At 50.2% G+C, this 17911-nt stretch carries 28 protein-coding genes and 1 rRNA gene; 6 read left to right on the forward strand and 23 right to left on the reverse strand.

Features of this window, described 5'->3' with window-relative positions; all coding sequences use genetic code 11:
• Positions 1–80 (reverse strand): 16S ribosomal RNA (locus BM427_RS24705); the annotation flags it as partial.
• 473 nt (positions 81–553) lie between these two features.
• On the opposite strand from BM427_RS24705, the gene BM427_RS24710 reads away from it, so the two are divergent.
• Entirely contained in the window at positions 554–1108 is a 555-nt protein-coding gene (locus tag BM427_RS24710) for a gamma carbonic anhydrase family protein (protein ID WP_090127168.1), read from the forward strand.
• Here BM427_RS24710 and BM427_RS24715 read toward each other — a convergent pair.
• From BM427_RS24715 to dprA, 6 genes are read right to left on the reverse strand one after another with little or no spacing between them, the layout of a single operon-like run.
• The gene (locus BM427_RS24715) at positions 1084–1341 is read right to left on the reverse strand and encodes a DUF1488 family protein (protein ID WP_090127169.1); all 258 of its coding nucleotides are present in this window, start codon (positions 1339–1341) and stop codon (positions 1084–1086) included. The two genes, BM427_RS24710 and BM427_RS24715, sit on opposite strands and share 25 nt — an antisense overlap.
• Positions 1338–2156, reverse strand: coding sequence for a shikimate dehydrogenase (gene aroE / locus BM427_RS24720; RefSeq protein ID WP_090127170.1), 819 nt, complete (start codon positions 2154–2156; stop codon positions 1338–1340). The genes BM427_RS24715 and aroE overlap by 4 nt, the downstream gene beginning before the upstream one ends.
• A 4-nt stretch (positions 2157–2160) precedes the next feature.
• The gene (gene tsaC, locus BM427_RS24725) at positions 2161–2733 is read right to left on the reverse strand and encodes an L-threonylcarbamoyladenylate synthase type 1 TsaC (protein ID WP_090127172.1); all 573 of its coding nucleotides are present in this window, start codon (positions 2731–2733) and stop codon (positions 2161–2163) included.
• Complete coding sequence (locus BM427_RS24730) at positions 2723–3280, reverse strand: DNA topoisomerase family protein (RefSeq protein WP_090127174.1); 558 nt, start codon at positions 3278–3280, stop codon at positions 2723–2725. Before BM427_RS24730 ends, tsaC begins: the two co-directional genes overlap by 11 nt.
• 26 nt (positions 3281–3306) lie before the next feature.
• The gene (gene smg, locus BM427_RS24735) at positions 3307–3780 is read right to left on the reverse strand and encodes a DUF494 family protein Smg (RefSeq protein WP_007369835.1); all 474 of its coding nucleotides are present in this window, start codon (positions 3778–3780) and stop codon (positions 3307–3309) included.
• The gene (dprA, locus tag BM427_RS24740; RefSeq protein WP_090127176.1) at positions 3752–4876 is read right to left on the reverse strand and encodes a DNA-protecting protein DprA; all 1125 of its coding nucleotides are present in this window, start codon (positions 4874–4876) and stop codon (positions 3752–3754) included. Before dprA ends, smg begins: the two co-directional genes overlap by 29 nt.
• Positions 4877–5004: 128 nt before the next feature.
• Between dprA and def the strand changes: the two genes are divergently transcribed.
• The 5 genes from def to mscL all read left to right on the forward strand — a co-directional run bounded on the left by def (position 5005) and on the right by mscL (position 9778).
• Positions 5005–5514 (forward strand): peptide deformylase, encoded by a 510-nt coding sequence (def, locus tag BM427_RS24745; protein ID WP_090127178.1) that lies wholly within the window; start codon positions 5005–5007, stop codon positions 5512–5514.
• A gap of 22 nt (positions 5515–5536) precedes the next feature.
• Complete coding sequence (gene fmt / locus BM427_RS24750; protein WP_090127180.1) at positions 5537–6484, forward strand: methionyl-tRNA formyltransferase; 948 nt, start codon at positions 5537–5539, stop codon at positions 6482–6484.
• 48 nt (positions 6485–6532) lie between these two features.
• Complete coding sequence (gene rsmB, locus BM427_RS24755; protein ID WP_090127211.1) at positions 6533–7822, forward strand: 16S rRNA (cytosine(967)-C(5))-methyltransferase RsmB; 1290 nt, start codon at positions 6533–6535, stop codon at positions 7820–7822.
• Positions 7823–7844: 22 nt separating this feature from the next.
• Complete coding sequence (gene trkA / locus BM427_RS24760; protein WP_090127182.1) at positions 7845–9221, forward strand: Trk system potassium transporter TrkA; 1377 nt, start codon at positions 7845–7847, stop codon at positions 9219–9221.
• 143 nt (positions 9222–9364) lie between these two features.
• Positions 9365–9778 (forward strand): large-conductance mechanosensitive channel protein MscL, encoded by a 414-nt coding sequence (mscL, locus tag BM427_RS24765; protein ID WP_090127184.1) that lies wholly within the window; start codon positions 9365–9367, stop codon positions 9776–9778.
• Here mscL and BM427_RS24770 read toward each other — a convergent pair whose 3' ends face one another.
• The 16 genes from BM427_RS24770 to rpsH all read right to left on the reverse strand — a co-directional run bounded on the left by BM427_RS24770 (position 9779) and on the right by rpsH (position 17892).
• Complete coding sequence (locus tag BM427_RS24770; protein WP_090127186.1) at positions 9779–9991, reverse strand: alternative ribosome-rescue factor A; 213 nt, start codon at positions 9989–9991, stop codon at positions 9779–9781.
• A gap of 57 nt (positions 9992–10048) precedes the next feature.
• Positions 10049–10480 (reverse strand): Zn(2+)-responsive transcriptional regulator, encoded by a 432-nt coding sequence (zntR, locus tag BM427_RS24775; protein ID WP_090127188.1) that lies wholly within the window; start codon positions 10478–10480, stop codon positions 10049–10051.
• 3 nt (positions 10481–10483) lie between these two features.
• A complete protein-coding gene (locus tag BM427_RS24780; RefSeq protein ID WP_090127190.1) occupies positions 10484–10852 on the reverse strand; it encodes a DnaJ family domain-containing protein in 369 nt (122 codons plus the stop codon).
• A gap of 107 nt (positions 10853–10959) precedes the next feature.
• Complete coding sequence (gene rplQ, locus BM427_RS24785) at positions 10960–11346, reverse strand: 50S ribosomal protein L17 (RefSeq protein WP_002919206.1); 387 nt, start codon at positions 11344–11346, stop codon at positions 10960–10962.
• A 40-nt stretch (positions 11347–11386) separates the two neighbouring features.
• Complete coding sequence (locus BM427_RS24790) at positions 11387–12376, reverse strand: DNA-directed RNA polymerase subunit alpha (RefSeq protein ID WP_090127191.1); 990 nt, start codon at positions 12374–12376, stop codon at positions 11387–11389.
• A gap of 25 nt (positions 12377–12401) precedes the next feature.
• Positions 12402–13022 (reverse strand): 30S ribosomal protein S4, encoded by a 621-nt coding sequence (rpsD, locus tag BM427_RS24795; RefSeq protein ID WP_003031138.1) that lies wholly within the window; start codon positions 13020–13022, stop codon positions 12402–12404.
• 34 nt (positions 13023–13056) lie between these two features.
• Complete coding sequence (gene rpsK / locus BM427_RS24800) at positions 13057–13446, reverse strand: 30S ribosomal protein S11 (protein ID WP_002919257.1); 390 nt, start codon at positions 13444–13446, stop codon at positions 13057–13059.
• A gap of 16 nt (positions 13447–13462) precedes the next feature.
• Positions 13463–13819 (reverse strand): 30S ribosomal protein S13, encoded by a 357-nt coding sequence (gene rpsM / locus BM427_RS24805; RefSeq protein WP_007369824.1) that lies wholly within the window; start codon positions 13817–13819, stop codon positions 13463–13465.
• 146 nt (positions 13820–13965) lie between these two features.
• Positions 13966–14082: a 50S ribosomal protein L36 gene (gene rpmJ / locus BM427_RS24810; protein ID WP_000868187.1), complete on the reverse strand. Its 117-nt coding sequence runs from the start codon at positions 14080–14082 to the stop codon at positions 13966–13968.
• A 30-nt stretch (positions 14083–14112) separates the two neighbouring features.
• Entirely contained in the window at positions 14113–15444 is a 1332-nt protein-coding gene (secY, locus tag BM427_RS24815; RefSeq protein WP_090127193.1) for a preprotein translocase subunit SecY, read from the reverse strand.
• Between the two features lie 7 nt (positions 15445–15451).
• The gene (rplO, locus tag BM427_RS24820; protein WP_007369822.1) at positions 15452–15886 is read right to left on the reverse strand and encodes a 50S ribosomal protein L15; all 435 of its coding nucleotides are present in this window, start codon (positions 15884–15886) and stop codon (positions 15452–15454) included.
• A gap of 3 nt (positions 15887–15889) precedes the next feature.
• The gene (gene rpmD, locus BM427_RS24825; RefSeq protein WP_001140434.1) at positions 15890–16069 is read right to left on the reverse strand and encodes a 50S ribosomal protein L30; all 180 of its coding nucleotides are present in this window, start codon (positions 16067–16069) and stop codon (positions 15890–15892) included.
• Positions 16070–16075: 6 nt separating this feature from the next.
• Positions 16076–16576 (reverse strand): 30S ribosomal protein S5, encoded by a 501-nt coding sequence (gene rpsE, locus BM427_RS24830; protein ID WP_007369821.1) that lies wholly within the window; start codon positions 16574–16576, stop codon positions 16076–16078.
• Between the two features lie 14 nt (positions 16577–16590).
• A complete protein-coding gene (rplR, locus tag BM427_RS24835; RefSeq protein WP_017460073.1) occupies positions 16591–16944 on the reverse strand; it encodes a 50S ribosomal protein L18 in 354 nt (117 codons plus the stop codon).
• A gap of 9 nt (positions 16945–16953) precedes the next feature.
• On the reverse strand, positions 16954–17487 hold the full coding sequence (gene rplF / locus BM427_RS24840) for a 50S ribosomal protein L6 (RefSeq protein WP_090127195.1): 534 nt from the start codon (positions 17485–17487) through the stop codon (positions 16954–16956).
• A 12-nt stretch (positions 17488–17499) separates the two neighbouring features.
• The gene (gene rpsH / locus BM427_RS24845) at positions 17500–17892 is read right to left on the reverse strand and encodes a 30S ribosomal protein S8 (protein ID WP_090127197.1); all 393 of its coding nucleotides are present in this window, start codon (positions 17890–17892) and stop codon (positions 17500–17502) included.
• Positions 17893–17911 lie beyond the last annotated feature (19 nt).

Below are 17911 nucleotides of genomic sequence, written 5' to 3' on the forward strand. Positions count from 1 at the left end.
CCTCTGTGCTACCGTTCGACTTGCATGTGTTAGGCCTGCCGCCAGCGTTCAATCTGAGCCATGATCAAACTCTTCAATTTAAAGTTTGATGCTCATCGAATTAAACTTCGTAATGAATTACGTGTTCACCCGTGAGACTTGGTATTCATTTTTTGTCCGAAGACATCAAGAATCCATGTCACCTGAGTGCCCACACAGATTGTCTGATAAATTGTTAAAGAGCAGTTGCGACGCGGCTTTCAGCGCTTCGTCACGAGGTGGCGTATATTACGCTTTCCTCTTTCAGAGTCAATCCTGATTTTCAGGATTTTTTCTCTTTTGTTGCCCAACTATCTCGTGAAGTCATTCACGTTGTCGTGTCAACGGAGGCGCATTATAGGGATCCCAATTTTAAGCACAAGTCTTTTTGCGATCTTTTTTTCTGACTGCTGTTTTTTCATTCTTTTTGCTGCGATCCCGTACGATCTGCGCATTTAATGACGCGTAAAAGGCTTGCAGATGGCCTTTCTAACGATCAAAGTCTTTATCTCAGCCCGTTTTTAATGAGGTATCTATGTCAGTTGTTTTACGTCCTTATAAGGATCTCTTCCCTAAAATCGGCTTGCGGGTCATGGTTGATAGTAGCAGCGTGGTAATTGGTGATGTCAGAATTGCCGATGATGTCGGCATCTGGCCGTTGGTCGTCATTCGCGGTGATGTGAATTATGTTGAGATCGGTGCCCGTAGCAATATTCAGGACGGTAGCGTTCTGCATGTTACGCATAAATCCTCTTATAACCCCGAAGGAAACCCACTCATCATCGGTGAGGATGTCACCGTTGGGCATAAAGCGATGCTGCATGGCTGCATCATTGGTGATCGCGTGCTGGTTGGAATGGGTTCTATTTTGCTGGATGGCGCGGTTATTGAAGACGACGTCATGATCGGCGCGGGCAGCCTGGTGCCTCAAAATAAGCGGCTGGAGAGCGGATATTTATATCTGGGAAGCCCGGTAAAACAGATCCGCCCCCTGAAGGAAGCGGAAATAGAAGGATTGAAGTACTCGGCGAAGAACTACGTGAAATGGAAAGATGAATATATGGATCAGGATAACCAAACCATACCCTGATCATCTTCCTTCTGTTGGCGGATCAACTGTTCCGCCTCTTCCTCCAGATCCCAGCGATAGTCACGAAACGCCGCCAGATACTGTTCCGGCGTTTCAGCATCGAAACGTTGCTTTAGATCATCACCTTTAATGGCACATATCATCTGCATTCCATTAACCAGTGCCGGAAAGCAGACAGCCTGCATTGAGGGATCCCACTCTTCGCGATCCGGAAACTGGATAGCCTGATTCATTTCGCCAGCTCCTGCTTCAGCGTCTGAATGACTGGCTCAACATCAGGCAACACGCCGTGCCACAGCAATACCGCATGTGCGGCCTGCCCCACCAGCATACCCAAACCATCAGCGTACTGTTTTGCACCCAGGTTTGTACACCAGTCCAGAAACGGTGTGTTCCCTTTTTGGTAGAACATGTCGTAGCAGTAAAGCCCGGCATGAACGAGCTCCGACGGTAATGCCGGGATATCCCCACCAATCCCGCTGGAAGTTGCATTGATGATAAGATCGTATTCATGTCCCTGAAGATCATCCATTTGCACGGCAACGATGCTACCAGTATGAACGAAGAGCCTCGCCAGTTCCTCCGCCCGTGAAAAGGTTCGGTTAGTAATCGTTATCGCACAATCCAGTGATAACAGAGGCAACAATACGCCGCGCGCCGCTCCTCCCGCGCCAACCAACAGGATACGGAATCCCGAGCGGATAAAGCCCAGCCGTTGCAAATCGCTGAGCAGACCAATGCCATCGGTGTTGTCTCCCACCAAACGCCCATCATCAAGGCGCTTTAATGTATTTACCGCACCAGCCAGCGCTGCGCGTTCTGTCAGTTCATCAGCTCGAGCAAATGCCTCTTCTTTAAAGGGAACCGTAACGTTCGCGCCTTTACCACCAGTAGCAAAAAAGGCATCCAGCGTATTCACAAAGTCATCAATTGGCGCAAGCACGCGCCCATAGGGATGGTCGATGCCAAGCTGAAGGGCAAACTGTTGATGGATAAAGGGCGACTTACTATGAGCAATAGGGTTACCGAAAACTGCGTAGGATTCCATACTATTATCCCTGGCGAAAAAGTTCGCCGGTGAGGGCATCACGGATTTCAGAAGGGTTCTGTCGGCCGCCCGTTGGCGCATCAATCACCGGAAAGTCGGCACCAAATTGTTCACTAACCTCTTGCGCCGTTCTACAAGGTGGCAGCCCGGATAAATTGGCGCTTGTCGAAACCAAAGGTTTACCGTAAGCCGTGCAAAGTGCAATGACCATTGGGTGATCGGTGACACGTATAGCCAGCGAATCAAAACGTCCGGTTAACCAGCGTGGTGTGGTTGGTTTTGCCGGAAACACAAAGGTCACCGGGCCAGGCCAGCATCTGAAGACGGCCTTACGTTGTTCGTCCGTCAACATGCTGTCATCAATATAGGGTTTCAGCTGATCAAAGTTGGCTGCAATCAGGATTAAGCCTTTATCAACCGGACGCTGCTTCAGTTCAAGCAGGCGATAGACGGCAGTTTCACTATCAGGGTCGCAGCCGACACCAAAAACAGCTTCAGTTGGATAAGCGATGACTTCTTCTTTATTCAGAACCTCAATCGCCGAAGCGACAGGATCTGTTGGCAGGTTATTCTTCACGAGTTTGTTCCGCCGTTACCGGCTGTCCACATTGTTTACTGGCGCAGAAGCGTTTTACACCTTGCGCGGTTTTCTTTTCGATAAGCAGTGGGTAGTGGCACGCAGGACATCCACCCGCCACCGGCTTGAAATTGATAACAAATTGGCAATCAGGGTAGCGATCGCAGGAATAGAAGGTTTTGCCGTATCGGGAACGGCGCTGCACCAGATGTCCACTCTGACACTGCGGGCAGGTGATGGCAGTGTCGTCAGGCTTATCAATTAGTTCTGTATGTTCACACTCAGGATACTGACTACAACCGATAAACATACCAAAACGCCCTTGCCGTAATACCATAGGCGCGCCGCAGTCCGGACACAGGTGCCCATCCAGAACTTTAACAATATGTCCATCCGCCTGGCTCTTCAGGGGGCGAACATAATCGCATTCCGGATAATGGGAGCACCCGAGAAACGGGCCGTGTTTCCCGGAACGAATAACAAGCTCAGCCCCGCATTGTGGGCAGGGCTCGTTGTTGCGCACCGAAAACAGTGCTGATTTGGCCATAACGACTCTTGAAGCTGCAAAAATGATTAGTGCAGCATACCTTCATTCACTTCAAAGAGTAATTCTTCCATTTGCTGATATGCATTTTCACATCCTGGAATATTGAAGAGTACCATCAGGATGACCCATTTAAGATCTTCCAGGTCGAACTCTGCTGTATCCAGCGCCAGCACACGTTCTATCACCATTTCTCGGGTTTCGAGGTTTAGCACCTGAATCTGCTCAAGGAACAATAAAAATCCCCGGCAACTGGCATCCAGCCGTTCGCACTCTTCAGCAGTATAGATACGAACTGAGAGCGGATCAGAAGCAAGCTGCATCGGTTCGGCAAGGCCTTCCTGATAATCAGCCAACTTTTCCAGCCACAAAAGAGCGTTGTAGATATCTTCACGATCAAATCCGGCGTCGGTAAGATCCCGTTCCAGTTTGTCTTGATCCACACGCATTTCAGCTTCGTTATGGATGTAAGTCTCAAACAAGTACATTAGTACGTCGAACATGGCTTGCCCTCCTCAATCGGACATAGCCGCCGGGTACAGCTGCGATCCATCCTGCTAACTCCAGTTCAAGCAATTGAGCAGCTGTGACTGGCACAGGTTGGCCGGCACGTTCAGCGACGACGTCAACAGGTGTTACCTCATCTCCTACGTTAGCCAGGAGCTCAGGAAATGGCAATGCCACCTCTTCTTGATCTGAAGAATAAAATGAATTTCCACCTGGTTCAGGTAGCCAGCTAAGCCCATATTGCAAAGTTTCGAGGATCTCACTCGCAGATGTCACCAAAGTTGCCCCTTGTTTGATTAGCCAGTGCGCGCCCTCACTACCGGGACTACCAATCGGGCCGGGCAGCGCAAAAACCTCACGGCCTTGCTCAAGCGCACTTCGGGCGGTGACGAGCGATCCGCTACGTAATGCGGCCTCCACAACCAGCACACCACGACTAAGGCCGCTAATGATGCGATTTCGTCGAGGAAAATGCTCTCGTTTGGGATGCGCCGCAAGGGGAAATTCGGAAACGAGTGCACCACCGCAATCAATAAGCTGGCTGGCAAGCGCCGAGTGCCGCCGGGGGTAGAGGCTATACAGACCATTTCCCAACACAGCTACGCTTTTGCCTCCAACATTCAACGCGGCCCGGTGGGCAATACTGTCGATCCCCAAAGCCATACCGCTGGTAATGGTAAAACCACTTTGGGCAAGCGCCTCACAAAACAGACGTCCCCAGCGCTCTCCATACCAGGAATGGGCACGACTGCCAACAACGGCCAGTTGTTGAGTTTTTAGCACTGAAACTTCGCCCTTCACCAAAATAACGCCCGGATAATCAGCAATAGCGCGCAGAGATTCGGGATACGCAGCATCATTGGCACTAATAAGATGATGGTTTGCCTGACTCAGCCAGTCCAGGCTCTTCTCAAGTTCCTGCACCGACAAAGAGAAGAAACGCCTGGTCTGCGCCGTTGTCAACCCGAAATGCTCAAGTTCTTCAGGCGTTGCTCCCTTGTTTTGCTCCAGCCATTGTACTGTAAGTAGCCATTTATCACCGCACAGGTCTCCGACCTGTAGTAAACGTAATCCTATCTCTGTGGGCGTCATCCATTTCCCCTGCCACAAACCGTCCTGGCAATCCTTGCGATTGGTCACCGATGCTGTCAATCAGTGGGGGTTTTGTCTAGAATAGCGGTAGTATTCTTACCAACTCCTGAACACGACTCTGGATATTTATGGCAGTTTTGCATGTGTTACATATTCCGGACGAGCGTCTTCGCAAAGTCGCCGAACCGGTTAAAAAAGTGAATGCGGACATTCAACGTATTGTGGATGATATGTTTGAAACCATGTACGCAGAAGAAGGTATTGGCCTTGCGGCAACGCAGGTTGATATCCATCAGCGCATTATTGTGATTGACGTTTCTGAAAATCGCGATGAACAACTGGTATTCATTAACCCGGAACTGCTGGAAAAAAGCGGGGAAACAGGCATCGAAGAAGGCTGTCTGTCAATTCCGGAACAACGTGCATTAGTACCTCGCGCTGAGAAAGTGAAAGTCCGTGCGCTGGATCGTGACGGAAAAACATTCGAACTGGAAGCTGATGGGCTGCTGGCTATCTGTATTCAGCATGAGATGGATCATCTGGTAGGTAAACTGTTTATTGATTACCTGTCGCCGATGAAACGTCAGCGCATTCGCCAGAAAGTTGAAAAACTGGATCGCATGAACGCCCGCGCTTAAATGCAGGCAAAAAGGGATAAACGTGTCAGATTCTCTACGTATTATTTTCGCCGGCACACCTGACTTCGCAGCGCGTCATCTTGACGCGCTGTTGTCTTCTGAGCATCAGGTGGTCGGGGTTTTCACCCAGCCCGACCGCCCCGCCGGCCGCGGTAAAAAACTGATGCCCAGCCCGGTGAAAGTGCGGGCAGAAGAAAAAGGCTTGTCGGTATTTCAGCCAGCCTCGCTGCGCCAACAGGAAAATCAGCAATTGATCGCCGACCTTAACGCCGATGTCATGGTCGTAGTGGCATATGGTTTGATTCTTCCCAAAGCCGTTCTGGATATGCCGCGCAAAGGCTGCATCAACGTGCATGGTTCTCTACTGCCGCGTTGGCGCGGCGCAGCGCCGATCCAGCGCTCGTTATGGGCAGGTGATGTGGAAACCGGCGTCACTATTATGCAGATGGATGTAGGGCTCGATACTGGTGATATGCTATATAAGCTTTCATGCCCTATTACCGCACAAGACACCAGTGCCACGCTGTATACGAAATTAGCGGAACTTGGCCCACAGGGGCTACTTGTCACACTGCAACAGCTCGCTCAGGGCAGGGCACAACCGCAGGTGCAGGACGAAGCGCTGGTCACTTACGCAGAGAAACTGAGCAAGGAAGAGGCTCGCATTGATTGGTCGCTCAGCGCCGCACAGCTTGAACGCTGCATCCGTGCTTTCAATCCGTGGCCAATGAGCTGGTTCATGATTGATGAGCAACCGGTGAAAATATGGCAAGCCTCGGTGATTCCTTCTGCAATCTGCGCTGCGCCCGGTACGATTCTGGATGCTTCAAAAGCAGGTATTCAGATCGCCACCGCCGACGGAATACTGAATCTTGAGTCGCTACAACCGGCAGGTAAAAAAGCCATGAGCGCACAGGATATCCTGAACTCTCGGCGTGAGTGGTTTGTTCCCGGCAACCTCCTGGTGTGATACACATTTCTTAGCCCGGTATTGCCGGGCATTTTTATGTTTGTGGTTATGAAAAAACAGAATAATTTACGCAGTATGGCTGCGCAGGCCATCGAGCAGGTGATGGAACAAGGGCAATCGCTCAGCAATATCCTGCCGCAGCTCCAACAGAAAGTCTCTGACAAAGATAAGGCACTGCTACAGGAGCTGTGCTTCGGTGTTGTACGCGTGCTGCCGCAACTCGACTGGCTGATCAATAAGCTGATGTTGCGTCCGATGACCGGGAAACAACGCACAGTACACTACCTGATCATGGTCGGATTTTATCAGCTTCTCCATACCCGAATTCCTGCACATGCAGCGCTGGCAGAAACGGTAGAAGGCGCTGTTGCTATCAAACGACCGCAACTTAAGGGTCTGATCAATGGCGTATTGCGTCAGTTTCAACGTCAGCAAGAGGCATTACTGACGGAATTCGCTAGCAGCGATAACCGCTATCTCTTTCCGGCCTGGCTGCTAAAACGAGTACAAAAAGCTTATCCGCAGCAATGGCAGCAGATCATCGAGGCCAGTAACCAACGCCCACCAATGTGGCTGCGTGTGAACCGCCAACACCATACCCGCGAAAGCTGGCTGGCCTTACTGGAAGAACATGGTTTGCACGGGTTTACCCATGCAGATTACCCGGATGCCGTGCGTCTGGCTGCGGCAGCTCCCGTTACTGCACTTCCCGGATTTGCGGAAGGCTGGGTCACGGTGCAGGATGCGTCAGCCCAGGGTTGTGTCAACTTTCTCGCTCCGCAGAATGGCGAACGCATTCTCGACCTTTGTGCTGCGCCGGGCGGCAAAACAACACATATTCTTGAAGTGGCGCCCGAAACCAGCGTCCTGGCCGTGGATGTTGACGAACAACGCTTATCCCGCGTTTACGACAACCTGAAACGTCTGGGTATGAAAGCACAGGTCAAACAGGGGGACGGTCGTTTCCCGTCACAGTGGTGCACCGATGAGGTCTTTGACCGTATTCTGGTAGATGCTCCCTGTTCTGCAACAGGGGTTATTCGTCGGCACCCGGACATCAAATGGCTTCGTCGCGATCGCGATATCCCTGAGCTGGTGCAGTTGCAGTCAGAAATTCTGGATGCTATCTGGCCGCATCTAAAATCTGGCGGCACACTGGTATACGCAACCTGCTCGATCCTGCCAGAAGAGAACAGCCAGCAGGTTGCAGCCTTCCTCAAGCGTACGCCGGATGCGCAGCTTAGCCTAACCGGAACGCCGGAACAGCCAGGGTTGCAGAAATTGCCGGGCGCGGAAGAAGGCGACGGTTTCTTTTACGCTAAGATAATTAAACAGTGATGAGGACAACAGGTCACAGCAGATGAAAATAATTATTCTGGGTGCAGGGCAGGTTGGCGGTACGCTGGCGGAAAACCTGGTCGGAGAGAATAACGACATTACCGTTGTCGATACTAATGGCGATCGTCTGCGCAGCCTGCAGGACAAGTTTGATCTGCGCGTTGTGCAGGGGCATGGCTCGCATCCACGAGTGTTACGTGAAGCTGGCGCAGATGATGCCGACATGCTGGTCGCTGTGACCAGTTCAGATGAAACCAATATGGTTGCCTGTCAGGTTGCTTATTCACTGTTTAATACGCCTAACCGCATTGCACGTATTCGTTCTCCAGACTACGTGCGCGATGCCGATAAACTGTTCCACTCAGAAGCAGTACCGATCGACCACTTAATCGCACCGGAACAGTTGGTTATCGATAGTATCTATCGACTGATCGAATATCCGGGAGCACTTCAAGTAGTGAATTTCGCCGAAGGGAAAGTCAGCCTTGCCGTAGTTAAAGCGTATTATGGTGGGCCGCTCGTTGGTAATGCATTATCGACCATGCGCGAACATATGCCGCATATTGATACTCGCGTTGCGGCCATATTTCGCCACGACCGCCCTATACGCCCGCAAGGTTCCACCATTGTAGAGGCCGGCGACGAGGTGTTCTTTATTGCCGCATCGCAGCATATTCGCGCAGTAATGAGCGAACTGCAGCGCCTGGAAAAACCGTACAAACGCATCATGCTGGTTGGAGGCGGAAATATAGGCGCAGGTCTGGCACGCCAACTGGAGAAAGATTACAGCGTCAAATTGATCGAGCGCGATCAACAGCGTGCCGCAGAACTGGCAGAAAAACTACAGCACACCATCGTTTTCTATGGTGATGCATCGGATCAAGAATTGCTGGCAGAAGAACACATTGATCAAGTGGATCTGTTTATTGCCGTCACTAACGATGATGAAGCGAACATTATGTCAGCAATGCTGGCCAAACGTATGGGAGCAAAAAAGGTCATGGTGCTGATCCAGCGCCGTGCTTACGTCGATCTGGTGCAGGGCAGCGTAATTGATATTGCGATTTCACCGCAGCAGGCAACAATCTCCGCACTGCTTAGCCACGTGCGTAAAGCCGATATTGTCGGTGTGTCGTCGTTGCGTCGTGGTGTCGCCGAGGCAATCGAAGCTGTCGCTCACGGTGACGAAACGACCTCTCGCGTGGTGGGGCGTGTTATTGATGAGATCAAACTTCCACCTGGTACGATTATTGGCGCGGTAGTACGTGGCAACGACGTGATGATTGCTAATGATAATTTGCGCATTGAGCAGGGCGACCATGTAATTATGTTCTTAACCGACAAAAAATATATTACGGATGTTGAAAGACTCTTCCAGCCAAGCCCCTTCTTCCTTTAATCATCAAAGGATGCGAATATCCGCATCCTTTTTAATCCCTGTATTAATGAGGGGGTTAAGAAATCTGGTTAGTTATCTCTGCAAATGGAAATTGAACGGTAATTTGTTAAACTTATCCAGACAGCCTGCACATGGAGAATGATATGAGTATTTTGAAAGAGTTCCGCGAGTTCGCAATGCGCGGCAATGTAGTGGATTTGGCCGTTGGTGTGATCATCGGTGCAGCATTCGGTAAAATTGTCTCTTCATTGGTAGCCGATATAATTATGCCGCCACTTGGATTATTAATCGGCGGAATTGATTTCAAACAATTTGCCTTAACGTTGCGCGATGCGCAGGGCGATGTGCCCGCAGTCATAATGCATTACGGCGTGTTTATCCAGAATATATTTGATTTTATCATTGTTGCTTTTGCTATCTTTCTTGCGATCAAGTTAATTAATAAGCTGAAACGCAAACAGGAAGAAGAACCTAAAGCCCCACCGGCGCCAAGTAAAGAAGAAGCTTTACTGAGTGAAATCCGTGACCTGCTGAAAGAACAGAATAACCGTAATTAATTAAGCAGAAACCAGAAGGTCAGTGGTAAATAAGCGATATGCTTGCTTGCCACTGGCCTCCTTAAAGCCCCGGTTTGCATGTTTTTCTTTTAGCAGATAACTCCCTTTCCCTTTCTTATTTTTCTCAATACGCTGTCTGAACAGTGGATCATGCAACAATGCCTCAATGGCATTATCATTAATCTGCCCTTTGGTGTGCTGATAGCGGCTCATAAAATCTCCAGTTTGTGTATTAAAACAGCCGAAGTGTAGATCTCTGCGTAGAGAAGATCAACGTGCCAACGAACCTGGCTTACCACTGGCGCCCTGTTCCAGCGCTTCCAGAATGGAACAATAGACACTGCTGTGCGCAGTCCCACAACAGGCATCGTTCAGTTTCTGCAGGGAACGCCGCATTGCCTGGAGTTCATCAATACGCGCTTCCACTTCAGCCAGACGGGTCTGCACTATACTCTTCGACTCCTGACATGTGTGATGTTCAGGATCAATTCGGATCGACAGTAATTCACGTATCGCTTCTAACGTAAATCCTAACTGGCGCGCATGGCGGATAAATTTTAGACGCTGCAAATCTCTGTCCGTAAAAAGACGAAAACCACCTTCCGTCCGTATTTCATGATCCATCATTTGTTGTTTTTCGTAGTAGCGAATGGTATCCGGCGTCACTTCAGCCAGTTTTGCAATTTCACCAATTCGGTACATAGGCTACTCCTCGTTCAACTTTTGCACCAGTTTTGCGGCATAATCACCGCGCAAAAAATCAGTACTTAAGCCTGCCTGTCGTAATTTGAGTTCAAGTAGCGATAAGCGGCATTGCAACTCTCGATGCTGTGGATGGTTTTCCCCCACACCATTTAACAAATCAGCCAGCGCAATCGCTTCTCTACGATATTCAAGCTCTGGAGGTAGACAGCCAGCATTCTTCAACAAACGGTACCCAACTCTAAGCTCTGGCGGAACATGAGAATCATCATCCAAAGTGAGCGGCACACCGCAACCGGGAAGGTTGTCGAATTCACCTTTATTTTGGGCATCAAGGATATGCCGTTCTGCCCATTGATCAAGCAACCACATAATGGGTCTCCGGGGATGAGCAAGCAAGATATGAATATTGTAGGAAAGTGTGAATTCTTAGGATATAAAAAAACCCGCCGAAGCGGGTCTTTTTACGTTACTACAGATTACTCTGCAGCAGCCTCTGCTTTCGGCTCGGCGCGATCAACCAGCTCGATGTAAGCCATCGGAGCATTGTCACCAGCACGGAAGCCACACTTCAGAATGCGAGTGTAACCACCGGCACGGCTCGCGAAACGCGGACCCAGCTCGTTAAACAGTTTTGCCACGATCTCGTTATCACGAGTACGGGCGAATGCCAGACGACGATTAGCAACGCTATCAGTCTTGGCAAGAGTAATCAGCGGCTCAACTACGCGACGCAGCTCTTTGGCTTTCGGCAGAGTCGTCTTGATGATCTCATGACGAACCAAAGAACCTGCCATGTTACGAAACATGGCCTGGCGATGGCTGCTGTTGCGGTTCAGTTGACGACCACTCTTACGATGGCGCATGACCTTATCCTTCTCAGTAAAACCTTAACCTGTGATCCGGTTACTCGTCAGCAATGCTTGCTGGTGGCCAGTTTTCCAGGCGCATGCCCAGAGACAGACCACGAGAAGCCAGCACGTCTTTAATCTCAGTAAGAGATTTTTTCCCCAGGTTCGGCGTTTTCAGCAACTCAACCTCGGTACGCTGTACCAGATCACCGATATAGTGGATAGCTTCTGCCTTGAGGCAGTTAGCAGAGCGGACAGTCAATTCCAGATCGTCAACAGGGCGCAGCAGGATCGGATCGAATTCTGGTTTCTCTTCTTTAACTTCCGGCTGACGTACATCACGTAAATCAACGAAAGCTTCCAGTTGTTCTGCCAGGATGGTTGCCGCACGACGAATCGCCTCTTCAGGATCGATTGTGCCGTTGGTTTCCATTTCGATGACCAGCTTGTCCAGGTCGGTGCGCTGTTCAACACGTGCTGCTTCAACATTGTAGGCAATTCGCTCTACAGGGCTGTAGCACGCATCAACCAGTAAACGGCCGATCGGGCGCTCATCTTCTTCCGAATGAATTCGGGCAGACGCCGGCACATAACCACGGCCGCGCTGAACTTTGATACGCATATTGATAGCTGCGTTTTCATCGGTCAGGTGGCAGATCACATGCTGCGGCTTGACGATTTCGACATCACCGTCGTGGGTAATGTCGGCTGCAGTCACAGGGCCAATGCCAGATTTATTCAGAGTAAGAATAACATCATCTTTACCCTGAACTCTCACCGCCAGCCCTTTCAGGTTGAGTAGGATTTCAAGGATATCTTCCTGAACGCCTTCTTTAGTGCTGTACTCATGAAGTACACCATCAATCTCAACCTCAGTCACCGCGCAACCCGGCATCGATGAGAGCAGAATACGGCGCAGTGCGTTACCCAGAGTATGGCCAAAGCCACGCTCTAAAGGCTCAAGGGTCACCTTGGCGTGCGTCGAACTCAATTGCTCGATATCTACCAGGCGCGGTTTTAGAAACTCTGTCACAGAACCCTGCATTGTGTCCTCTCTTTGGTACTAAGCTTTACTTGGAGTAAAGCTCGACGATCAGGTGTTCGTTAATGTCCGCAGACAGATCAGAACGCTCCGGCTTACGCTTGAACGTACCTTCCATCTTGCCAGCATCAACTTCCAGCCAGGTTGGCTTTTCACGCTGCTCAGCCAGCTCCAGAGCGGCTTTCACGCGAGACTGCTTTTTCGCTTTCTCACGAATGCTAACCACGTCATTCGGACTAACCTGGTAAGAAGCGATGTTAACAACACGACCGTTTACCATGATTGCTTTGTGGCTAACCAGCTGACGTGCTTCTGCACGAGTAGCGCCAAAGCCCATACGGTATACAACGTTGTCCAGACGACCTTCCAGCAGACCCAGCAGGTTTTCACCAGTGTTGCCTTTCAGACGTGCTGCTTCTTTGTAGTAGTTACGGAACTGACGCTCCAGCACACCGTAGATACGGCGAACTTTTTGCTTTTCACGCAACTGCACACCATAGTCAGACAGACGCGGTTTACGCGCACCGTGCTGGCCAGGAGCTTGTTCAATTTTACACTTGGTATCGATCGCGCGAACGCCAGACTTAAGGAACAGGTCTGTGCCCTCACGACGGCTCAGCTTGAGCTTAGGACCCAAATATCTTGCCATTTTCTTTCTCCAACAATCCTAGAAAACGAGCGTGTTATACGCGACGTTTTTTCGGCGGACGACAACCGTTGTGAGGGATCGGAGTCACATCAGTAATATTAGTGATGCGGAAACCAGCGGCGTTCAGAGCACGAATAGTAGATTCGCGACCCGGACCCGGTCCCTTAACCATAACTTCCAGATTCTTGATGCCGTATTCTTTTACGGCTTCAGCGCAACGCTCTGCTGCAACCTGAGCTGCAAACGGAGTGGATTTGCGAGAACCACGGAAACCGGAACCACCGGCTGTTGCCCAACCCAGCGCGTTACCCTGACGATCGGTAATAGTAACGATGGTGTTGTTGAAAGAAGCATGGATATGAGCCACGCCGTCAGAGACTTGTTTTCTTACACGTTTACGTGCACGAATTGGTGCCTTTGCCATTATTCAATCACCCCGATTATTTCTTGATCGGTTTGCGCGGACCCTTACGGGTACGTGCGTTGGTCTTGGTACGCTGACCGCGAACCGGGAGACCACGACGATGACGCAAACCGCGATAGCAACCAAGATCCATCAGGCGCTTGATGCTCATGCTAATTTCACGGCGCAGATCACCTTCAACCACAAATTTGGCAACTTCGTCACGCAGCGTGTCGATTTGTTCTTCAGACAGCTCACTGATCTTAACATTTTCAGCGATGCCCGCAGCAGCCAAAATGGCTTGGGAGCGGGTTTTACCGACGCCATAGATCGAAGTTAATGCGATCACAGCATGTTTCTGATCAGGAATGTTAATGCCTGCTATACGGGCCACTATGCACTCCTATAATTTTACTTGCACGTACCATGCTGAAAAGCCCGTTTTCAGGATACTCAAATGGAAACGTACAGACATACAAAAGATTGGCTGGCTAATCTAGCCAGCTCAACCCAACTTTGCAAGAAAAATATGCGAAATAATCAGCCTTGGCGCTGTTTATGCTTCGGCTCGGCACTGCAAATCACGCGGATGACGCCATCACGTTTAACGATTTTGCAGTTACGGCATAATTTCTTGACGGAAGCACGAACTTTCATTTTTACTCTCCGTAACTTCTCAGGCGACCATTAACGACCGTAGCCTTTCAGGTTCGCCTTTTTCAATGCAGACTCATACTGACTGGACATCATCAGAGTTTGCACTTGAGCCATAAAGTCCATAATCACGACAACAACGATAAGTAGAGAGGTCCCACCAAAGTAGAACGGCACTTTCATTGCATCACGCATGAACTCCGGGATCAGGCAGATAAAAGTAATATACAGCGCACCAACAAGAGTCAGACGAGTCATTACTTTATCGATATACTTCGCCGTTTGCTCTCCCGGACGAATTCCTGGTACGAATGCACCGGACTTCTTCAGGTTATCTGCTGTTTCACGCGGGTTGAAAACCAACGCCGTGTAGAAGAAACAGAAGAAGATGATTGCAGACGCATAGAGTAACACATAAAGCGGTTGCCCAGGCTGCAAATACAGCGAAATTGTTGTCAGCCAGTTCCAACCAGTCCCGCCCCCGAACCATGACGCGATGGTCGCCGGGAACAGAATAATACTGGAAGCAAAAATAGCCGGGATTACCCCCGCCATATTTACTTTCAGCGGCAAATGTGTGCTCTGAGCAGCATAGACACGACGTCCTTGCTGGCGTTTCGCGTAGTTTACCACAATGCGGCGTTGACCACGCTCAACGAAAACAACAAAGAACGTCACTGCGAATACTAATACTGCAACCAACAGCAACAGGAGGAAGTGCAGGTCGCCTTGACGCGCTTGCTCAATAGTATGGGCAATGGCTGGCGGAAGTCCCGCCACAATGCCAGCGAAGATAATGATCGAGATACCGTTACCGATACCACGTTCAGTAATTTGTTCGCCGAGCCACATCAGGAACATAGTTCCTGTAACCAGACTAACAACAGCGGTGAAGTAGAATGCAAAGCCCGGATTCATAACCAGGCCCTGCATCCCGGGCATATTCGGTAAACCGGTAGCAATACCGATGGACTGGAATATAGCCAACACCAGGGTACCGTAGCGGGTGTACTGGCTAATCTTACGACGACCAGACTCCCCTTCTTTCTTTAACTCCGCCAGAGCCGGGTGAACGACCGTTAGCAGTTGGATAATAATTGATGCCGAAATATACGGCATAATACCCAGAGCAAAAATAGAAGCACGGCTGAGAGCACCACCAGAGAACATGTTAAACATTTCAATGATGGTGCCACGCTGTTGTTCAAGCAGTTTGGCAAGTACAGCGGCATCAATACCAGGGATCGGAATAAAAGAGCCAACACGGAACACAATCAGCGCACCGATAACAAACAGCAGTCTGCGTTTCAGTTCGCCAATTCCACCTTTGGCACTTTGGAAATCTAATCCCGGTTGTTTAGCCATCTGCTACTTATTCCTCAATTTTACCGCCAGCAGCTTCGATAGCAGCACGAGCGCCTTTAGTAACACGCAGACCACGAACAGTTACCGGACGAGCTACTTCACCAGCCAGGATCACTTTCGCGAACTCGATCTGGATGCCGATAATGTTAGCTGCTTTCAGCGTGTTCAGGTCGACTACATCGCCCTCTACTTTAGCCAGATCGGACAGACGAATCTCTGCCGTAATCATTGCCTTACGAGAGGTGAAGCCGAATTTCGGCAGACGACGATACAGTGGCATCTGGCCACCCTCGAAACCGCGACGTACGCCACCGCCAGAACGAGATTTCTGACCTTTGTGACCACGACCACCGGTTTTACCGAGGCCAGAACCGATACCACGACCCAGGCGTTTACCCGCCTTTTTGGAGCCTTCGGCCGGAGACAGAGTATTTAAACGCATCTCTTACTCCTCAACTTTAACCATGAAGGAAACCGCGTTGACCATACCGCGAACCGCAGGAGTATCCTCACGTTCTACTGTATGACCAATACGACGCAGACCCAGGCCAAGCAGCGTTGCCTTGTGTTTCGGCAGACGACCGATTGCACTGCGGGTTTGAGTGATTTTAATAGTCTTTGCCATGGTTAATTACCCCAGAATTTCTTCAACGGATTTACCACGCTTGGCAGCGACCATTTCCGGAGATTTCATATTTTCCAGGCCATCAATAGTTGCACGAACCACGTTGATCGGGTTGGTGGAACCATATGCTTTAGCCAGAACGTTATGAACTCCAGCGACTTCCAGAACGGCGCGCATTGCACCACCGGCAATAATACCGGTACCTTCGGAAGCCGGCTGCATGAATACACGAGAACCCGTATGAGTACCCTTAACTGGGTGCTGCAGGGTGCCGTGGTTCAGCGCGACGTTAATCATATTGCGACGGGCTTTTTCCATCGCTTTCTGGATCGCTGCCGGAACTTCGCGGGCTTTACCGTAACCAAAACCAACGCGACCATTACCATCACCAACAACAGTCAGAGCTGTGAAGGAGAAAATACGACCACCTTTAACGGTTTTAGATACGCGGTTTACCGCGATCAGCTTTTCCTGCAGTTCGCCAGCTTGTTTTTCGATGTGAGCCATCTTACACCTCTACCTTAGAACTGAAGGCCAGCTTCACGGGCAGCATCTGCCAGTGCCTGGACGCGACCATGATATTGGAACCCGGAACGGTCAAAAGACACATCTTTAATGCCTTTCTCCAGAGCGCGTTCAGCTACAGCTTTACCCACAGCTGCGGCCGCGTCTTTGTTACCGGTGTACTTCAGTTGTTCAGAGATAGCTTTTTCTACAGTAGAAGCAGCTACCAGAACTTCAGAACCATTCGATGCGATTACCTGGGCGTAAATATGACGCGGGGTACGATGTACCACCAGGCGTGTCGCACCAAGCTCTTTGAGCTTGCGGCGTGCGCGGGTCGCACGACGGATACGAGCAGATTTCTTATCCATAGTGTTACCTTACTTCTTCTTAGCCTCTTTGGTACGCACGACTTCGTCGGCGTAACGAACACCCTTGCCTTTATAAGGCTCAGGACGACGGTAGGCGCGCAGATCTGCTGCTACCTGGCCGATCATCTGTTTATCAGCGCCTTTCAGCACGATTTCAGTCTGAGTCGGACATTCAGCAGTGATACCGGCCGGCAACTGATGGTCTACAGGATGAGAGAAACCCAGTGACAGGTTTACTACATTCCCTTTGACCGCTGCACGATAACCTACACCAACCAGCTGCAGCTTCTTGGTGAAGCCTTCGGTAACACCGATAACCATTGCGTTCAGCAGGGCACGCGCGGTACCAGCCTGAGCCCAACCATCTACGTAACCAGTACGCGGACCGAAGGTCAGAGCATTGTCTGCATGATTAACTTCAACAGCATCGTTCAGGGTACGAGTCAGCTCGCCGTTTTTACCTTTGATCGTGATAACCTGACCGTTGATTTTTACATCAACGCCGGCAGGAATAACGACCGGTGCTTTAGCAACACGAGACATTTTTTCCTCCGATTAGGCTACGTAGCAGATGATTTCGCCACCAAGACCAGCCTGGCGCGCTGCACGATCAGTCATAACACCTTTAGAGGTAGAAACAACTGCGATACCCATACCACCCATAACTTTTGGCAGCTCATCTTTTTTCTTATAGATGCGCAGACCTGGGCGGCTGATACGCTGAATGCTTTCTACCACAGCTTTACCCTGGAAGTATTTGAGAGTCACTTCCAGTTCCGGCTTGATGTCGCCTTCAATTTTAAAATCTTCAATAAAACCTTCTTCCTTCAGCACGTTGGCAATTGCCACTTTCAGCTTGGAGGAAGGCATGGTGACCGCAGCTTTGTTCGCGGTCTGACCGTTACGGATACGGGTCAGCATATCCGCGATCGGATCTTGCATGCTCATCTGTCTTTACTCCCGTGAT

Origin of the sequence: Kosakonia arachidis (assembly GCF_900116535.1) — a bacterium.
GTDB lineage: Bacteria > Pseudomonadota > Gammaproteobacteria > Enterobacterales > Enterobacteriaceae > Kosakonia > Kosakonia arachidis.

Coding starts and splice junctions, on each gene's coding strand:
- rpsE (WP_007369821.1), bottom strand. CDS start 16,576: ATGGCTCACATCGAAAAACAAGCTGGCGAACTGCAGGAAAAGCTGATC.
- smg (WP_007369835.1), bottom strand. CDS start 3,780: ATGTTCGACGTACTAATGTACTTGTTTGAGACTTACATCCATAACGAA.
- mscL (WP_090127184.1), top strand. CDS start 9,365: ATGAGTATTTTGAAAGAGTTCCGCGAGTTCGCAATGCGCGGCAATGTA.
- rplR (WP_017460073.1), bottom strand. CDS start 16,944: ATGGATAAGAAATCTGCTCGTATCCGTCGTGCGACCCGCGCACGCCGC.
- secY (WP_090127193.1), bottom strand. CDS start 15,444: ATGGCTAAACAACCGGGATTAGATTTCCAAAGTGCCAAAGGTGGAATT.
- rplQ (WP_002919206.1), bottom strand. CDS start 11,346: ATGCGCCATCGTAAGAGTGGTCGTCAACTGAACCGCAACAGCAGCCAT.
- dprA (WP_090127176.1), bottom strand. CDS start 4,876: ATGACGCCCACAGAGATAGGATTACGTTTACTACAGGTCGGAGACCTG.
- BM427_RS24710 (WP_090127168.1), top strand. CDS start 554: ATGTCAGTTGTTTTACGTCCTTATAAGGATCTCTTCCCTAAAATCGGC.
- rplO (WP_007369822.1), bottom strand. CDS start 15,886: ATGCGTTTAAATACTCTGTCTCCGGCCGAAGGCTCCAAAAAGGCGGGT.
- rpmJ (WP_000868187.1), bottom strand. CDS start 14,082: ATGAAAGTTCGTGCTTCCGTCAAGAAATTATGCCGTAACTGCAAAATC.
- rpsD (WP_003031138.1), bottom strand. CDS start 13,022: ATGGCAAGATATTTGGGTCCTAAGCTCAAGCTGAGCCGTCGTGAGGGC.
- BM427_RS24770 (WP_090127186.1), bottom strand. CDS start 9,991: ATGAGCCGCTATCAGCACACCAAAGGGCAGATTAATGATAATGCCATT.
- trkA (WP_090127182.1), top strand. CDS start 7,845: ATGAAAATAATTATTCTGGGTGCAGGGCAGGTTGGCGGTACGCTGGCG.
- rpmD (WP_001140434.1), bottom strand. CDS start 16,069: ATGGCAAAGACTATTAAAATCACTCAAACCCGCAGTGCAATCGGTCGT.
- rplF (WP_090127195.1), bottom strand. CDS start 17,487: ATGTCTCGTGTTGCTAAAGCACCGGTCGTTATTCCTGCCGGCGTTGAT.
- rpsK (WP_002919257.1), bottom strand. CDS start 13,446: ATGGCAAAGGCACCAATTCGTGCACGTAAACGTGTAAGAAAACAAGTC.
- def (WP_090127178.1), top strand. CDS start 5,005: ATGGCAGTTTTGCATGTGTTACATATTCCGGACGAGCGTCTTCGCAAA.
- rsmB (WP_090127211.1), top strand. CDS start 6,533: ATGAAAAAACAGAATAATTTACGCAGTATGGCTGCGCAGGCCATCGAG.
- rpsH (WP_090127197.1), bottom strand. CDS start 17,892: ATGAGCATGCAAGATCCGATCGCGGATATGCTGACCCGTATCCGTAAC.
- aroE (WP_090127170.1), bottom strand. CDS start 2,156: ATGGAATCCTACGCAGTTTTCGGTAACCCTATTGCTCATAGTAAGTCG.
- BM427_RS24715 (WP_090127169.1), bottom strand. CDS start 1,341: ATGAATCAGGCTATCCAGTTTCCGGATCGCGAAGAGTGGGATCCCTCA.
- BM427_RS24790 (WP_090127191.1), bottom strand. CDS start 12,376: ATGCAGGGTTCTGTGACAGAGTTTCTAAAACCGCGCCTGGTAGATATC.
- zntR (WP_090127188.1), bottom strand. CDS start 10,480: ATGTACCGAATTGGTGAAATTGCAAAACTGGCTGAAGTGACGCCGGAT.
- BM427_RS24730 (WP_090127174.1), bottom strand. CDS start 3,280: ATGGCCAAATCAGCACTGTTTTCGGTGCGCAACAACGAGCCCTGCCCA.
- BM427_RS24780 (WP_090127190.1), bottom strand. CDS start 10,852: ATGTGGTTGCTTGATCAATGGGCAGAACGGCATATCCTTGATGCCCAA.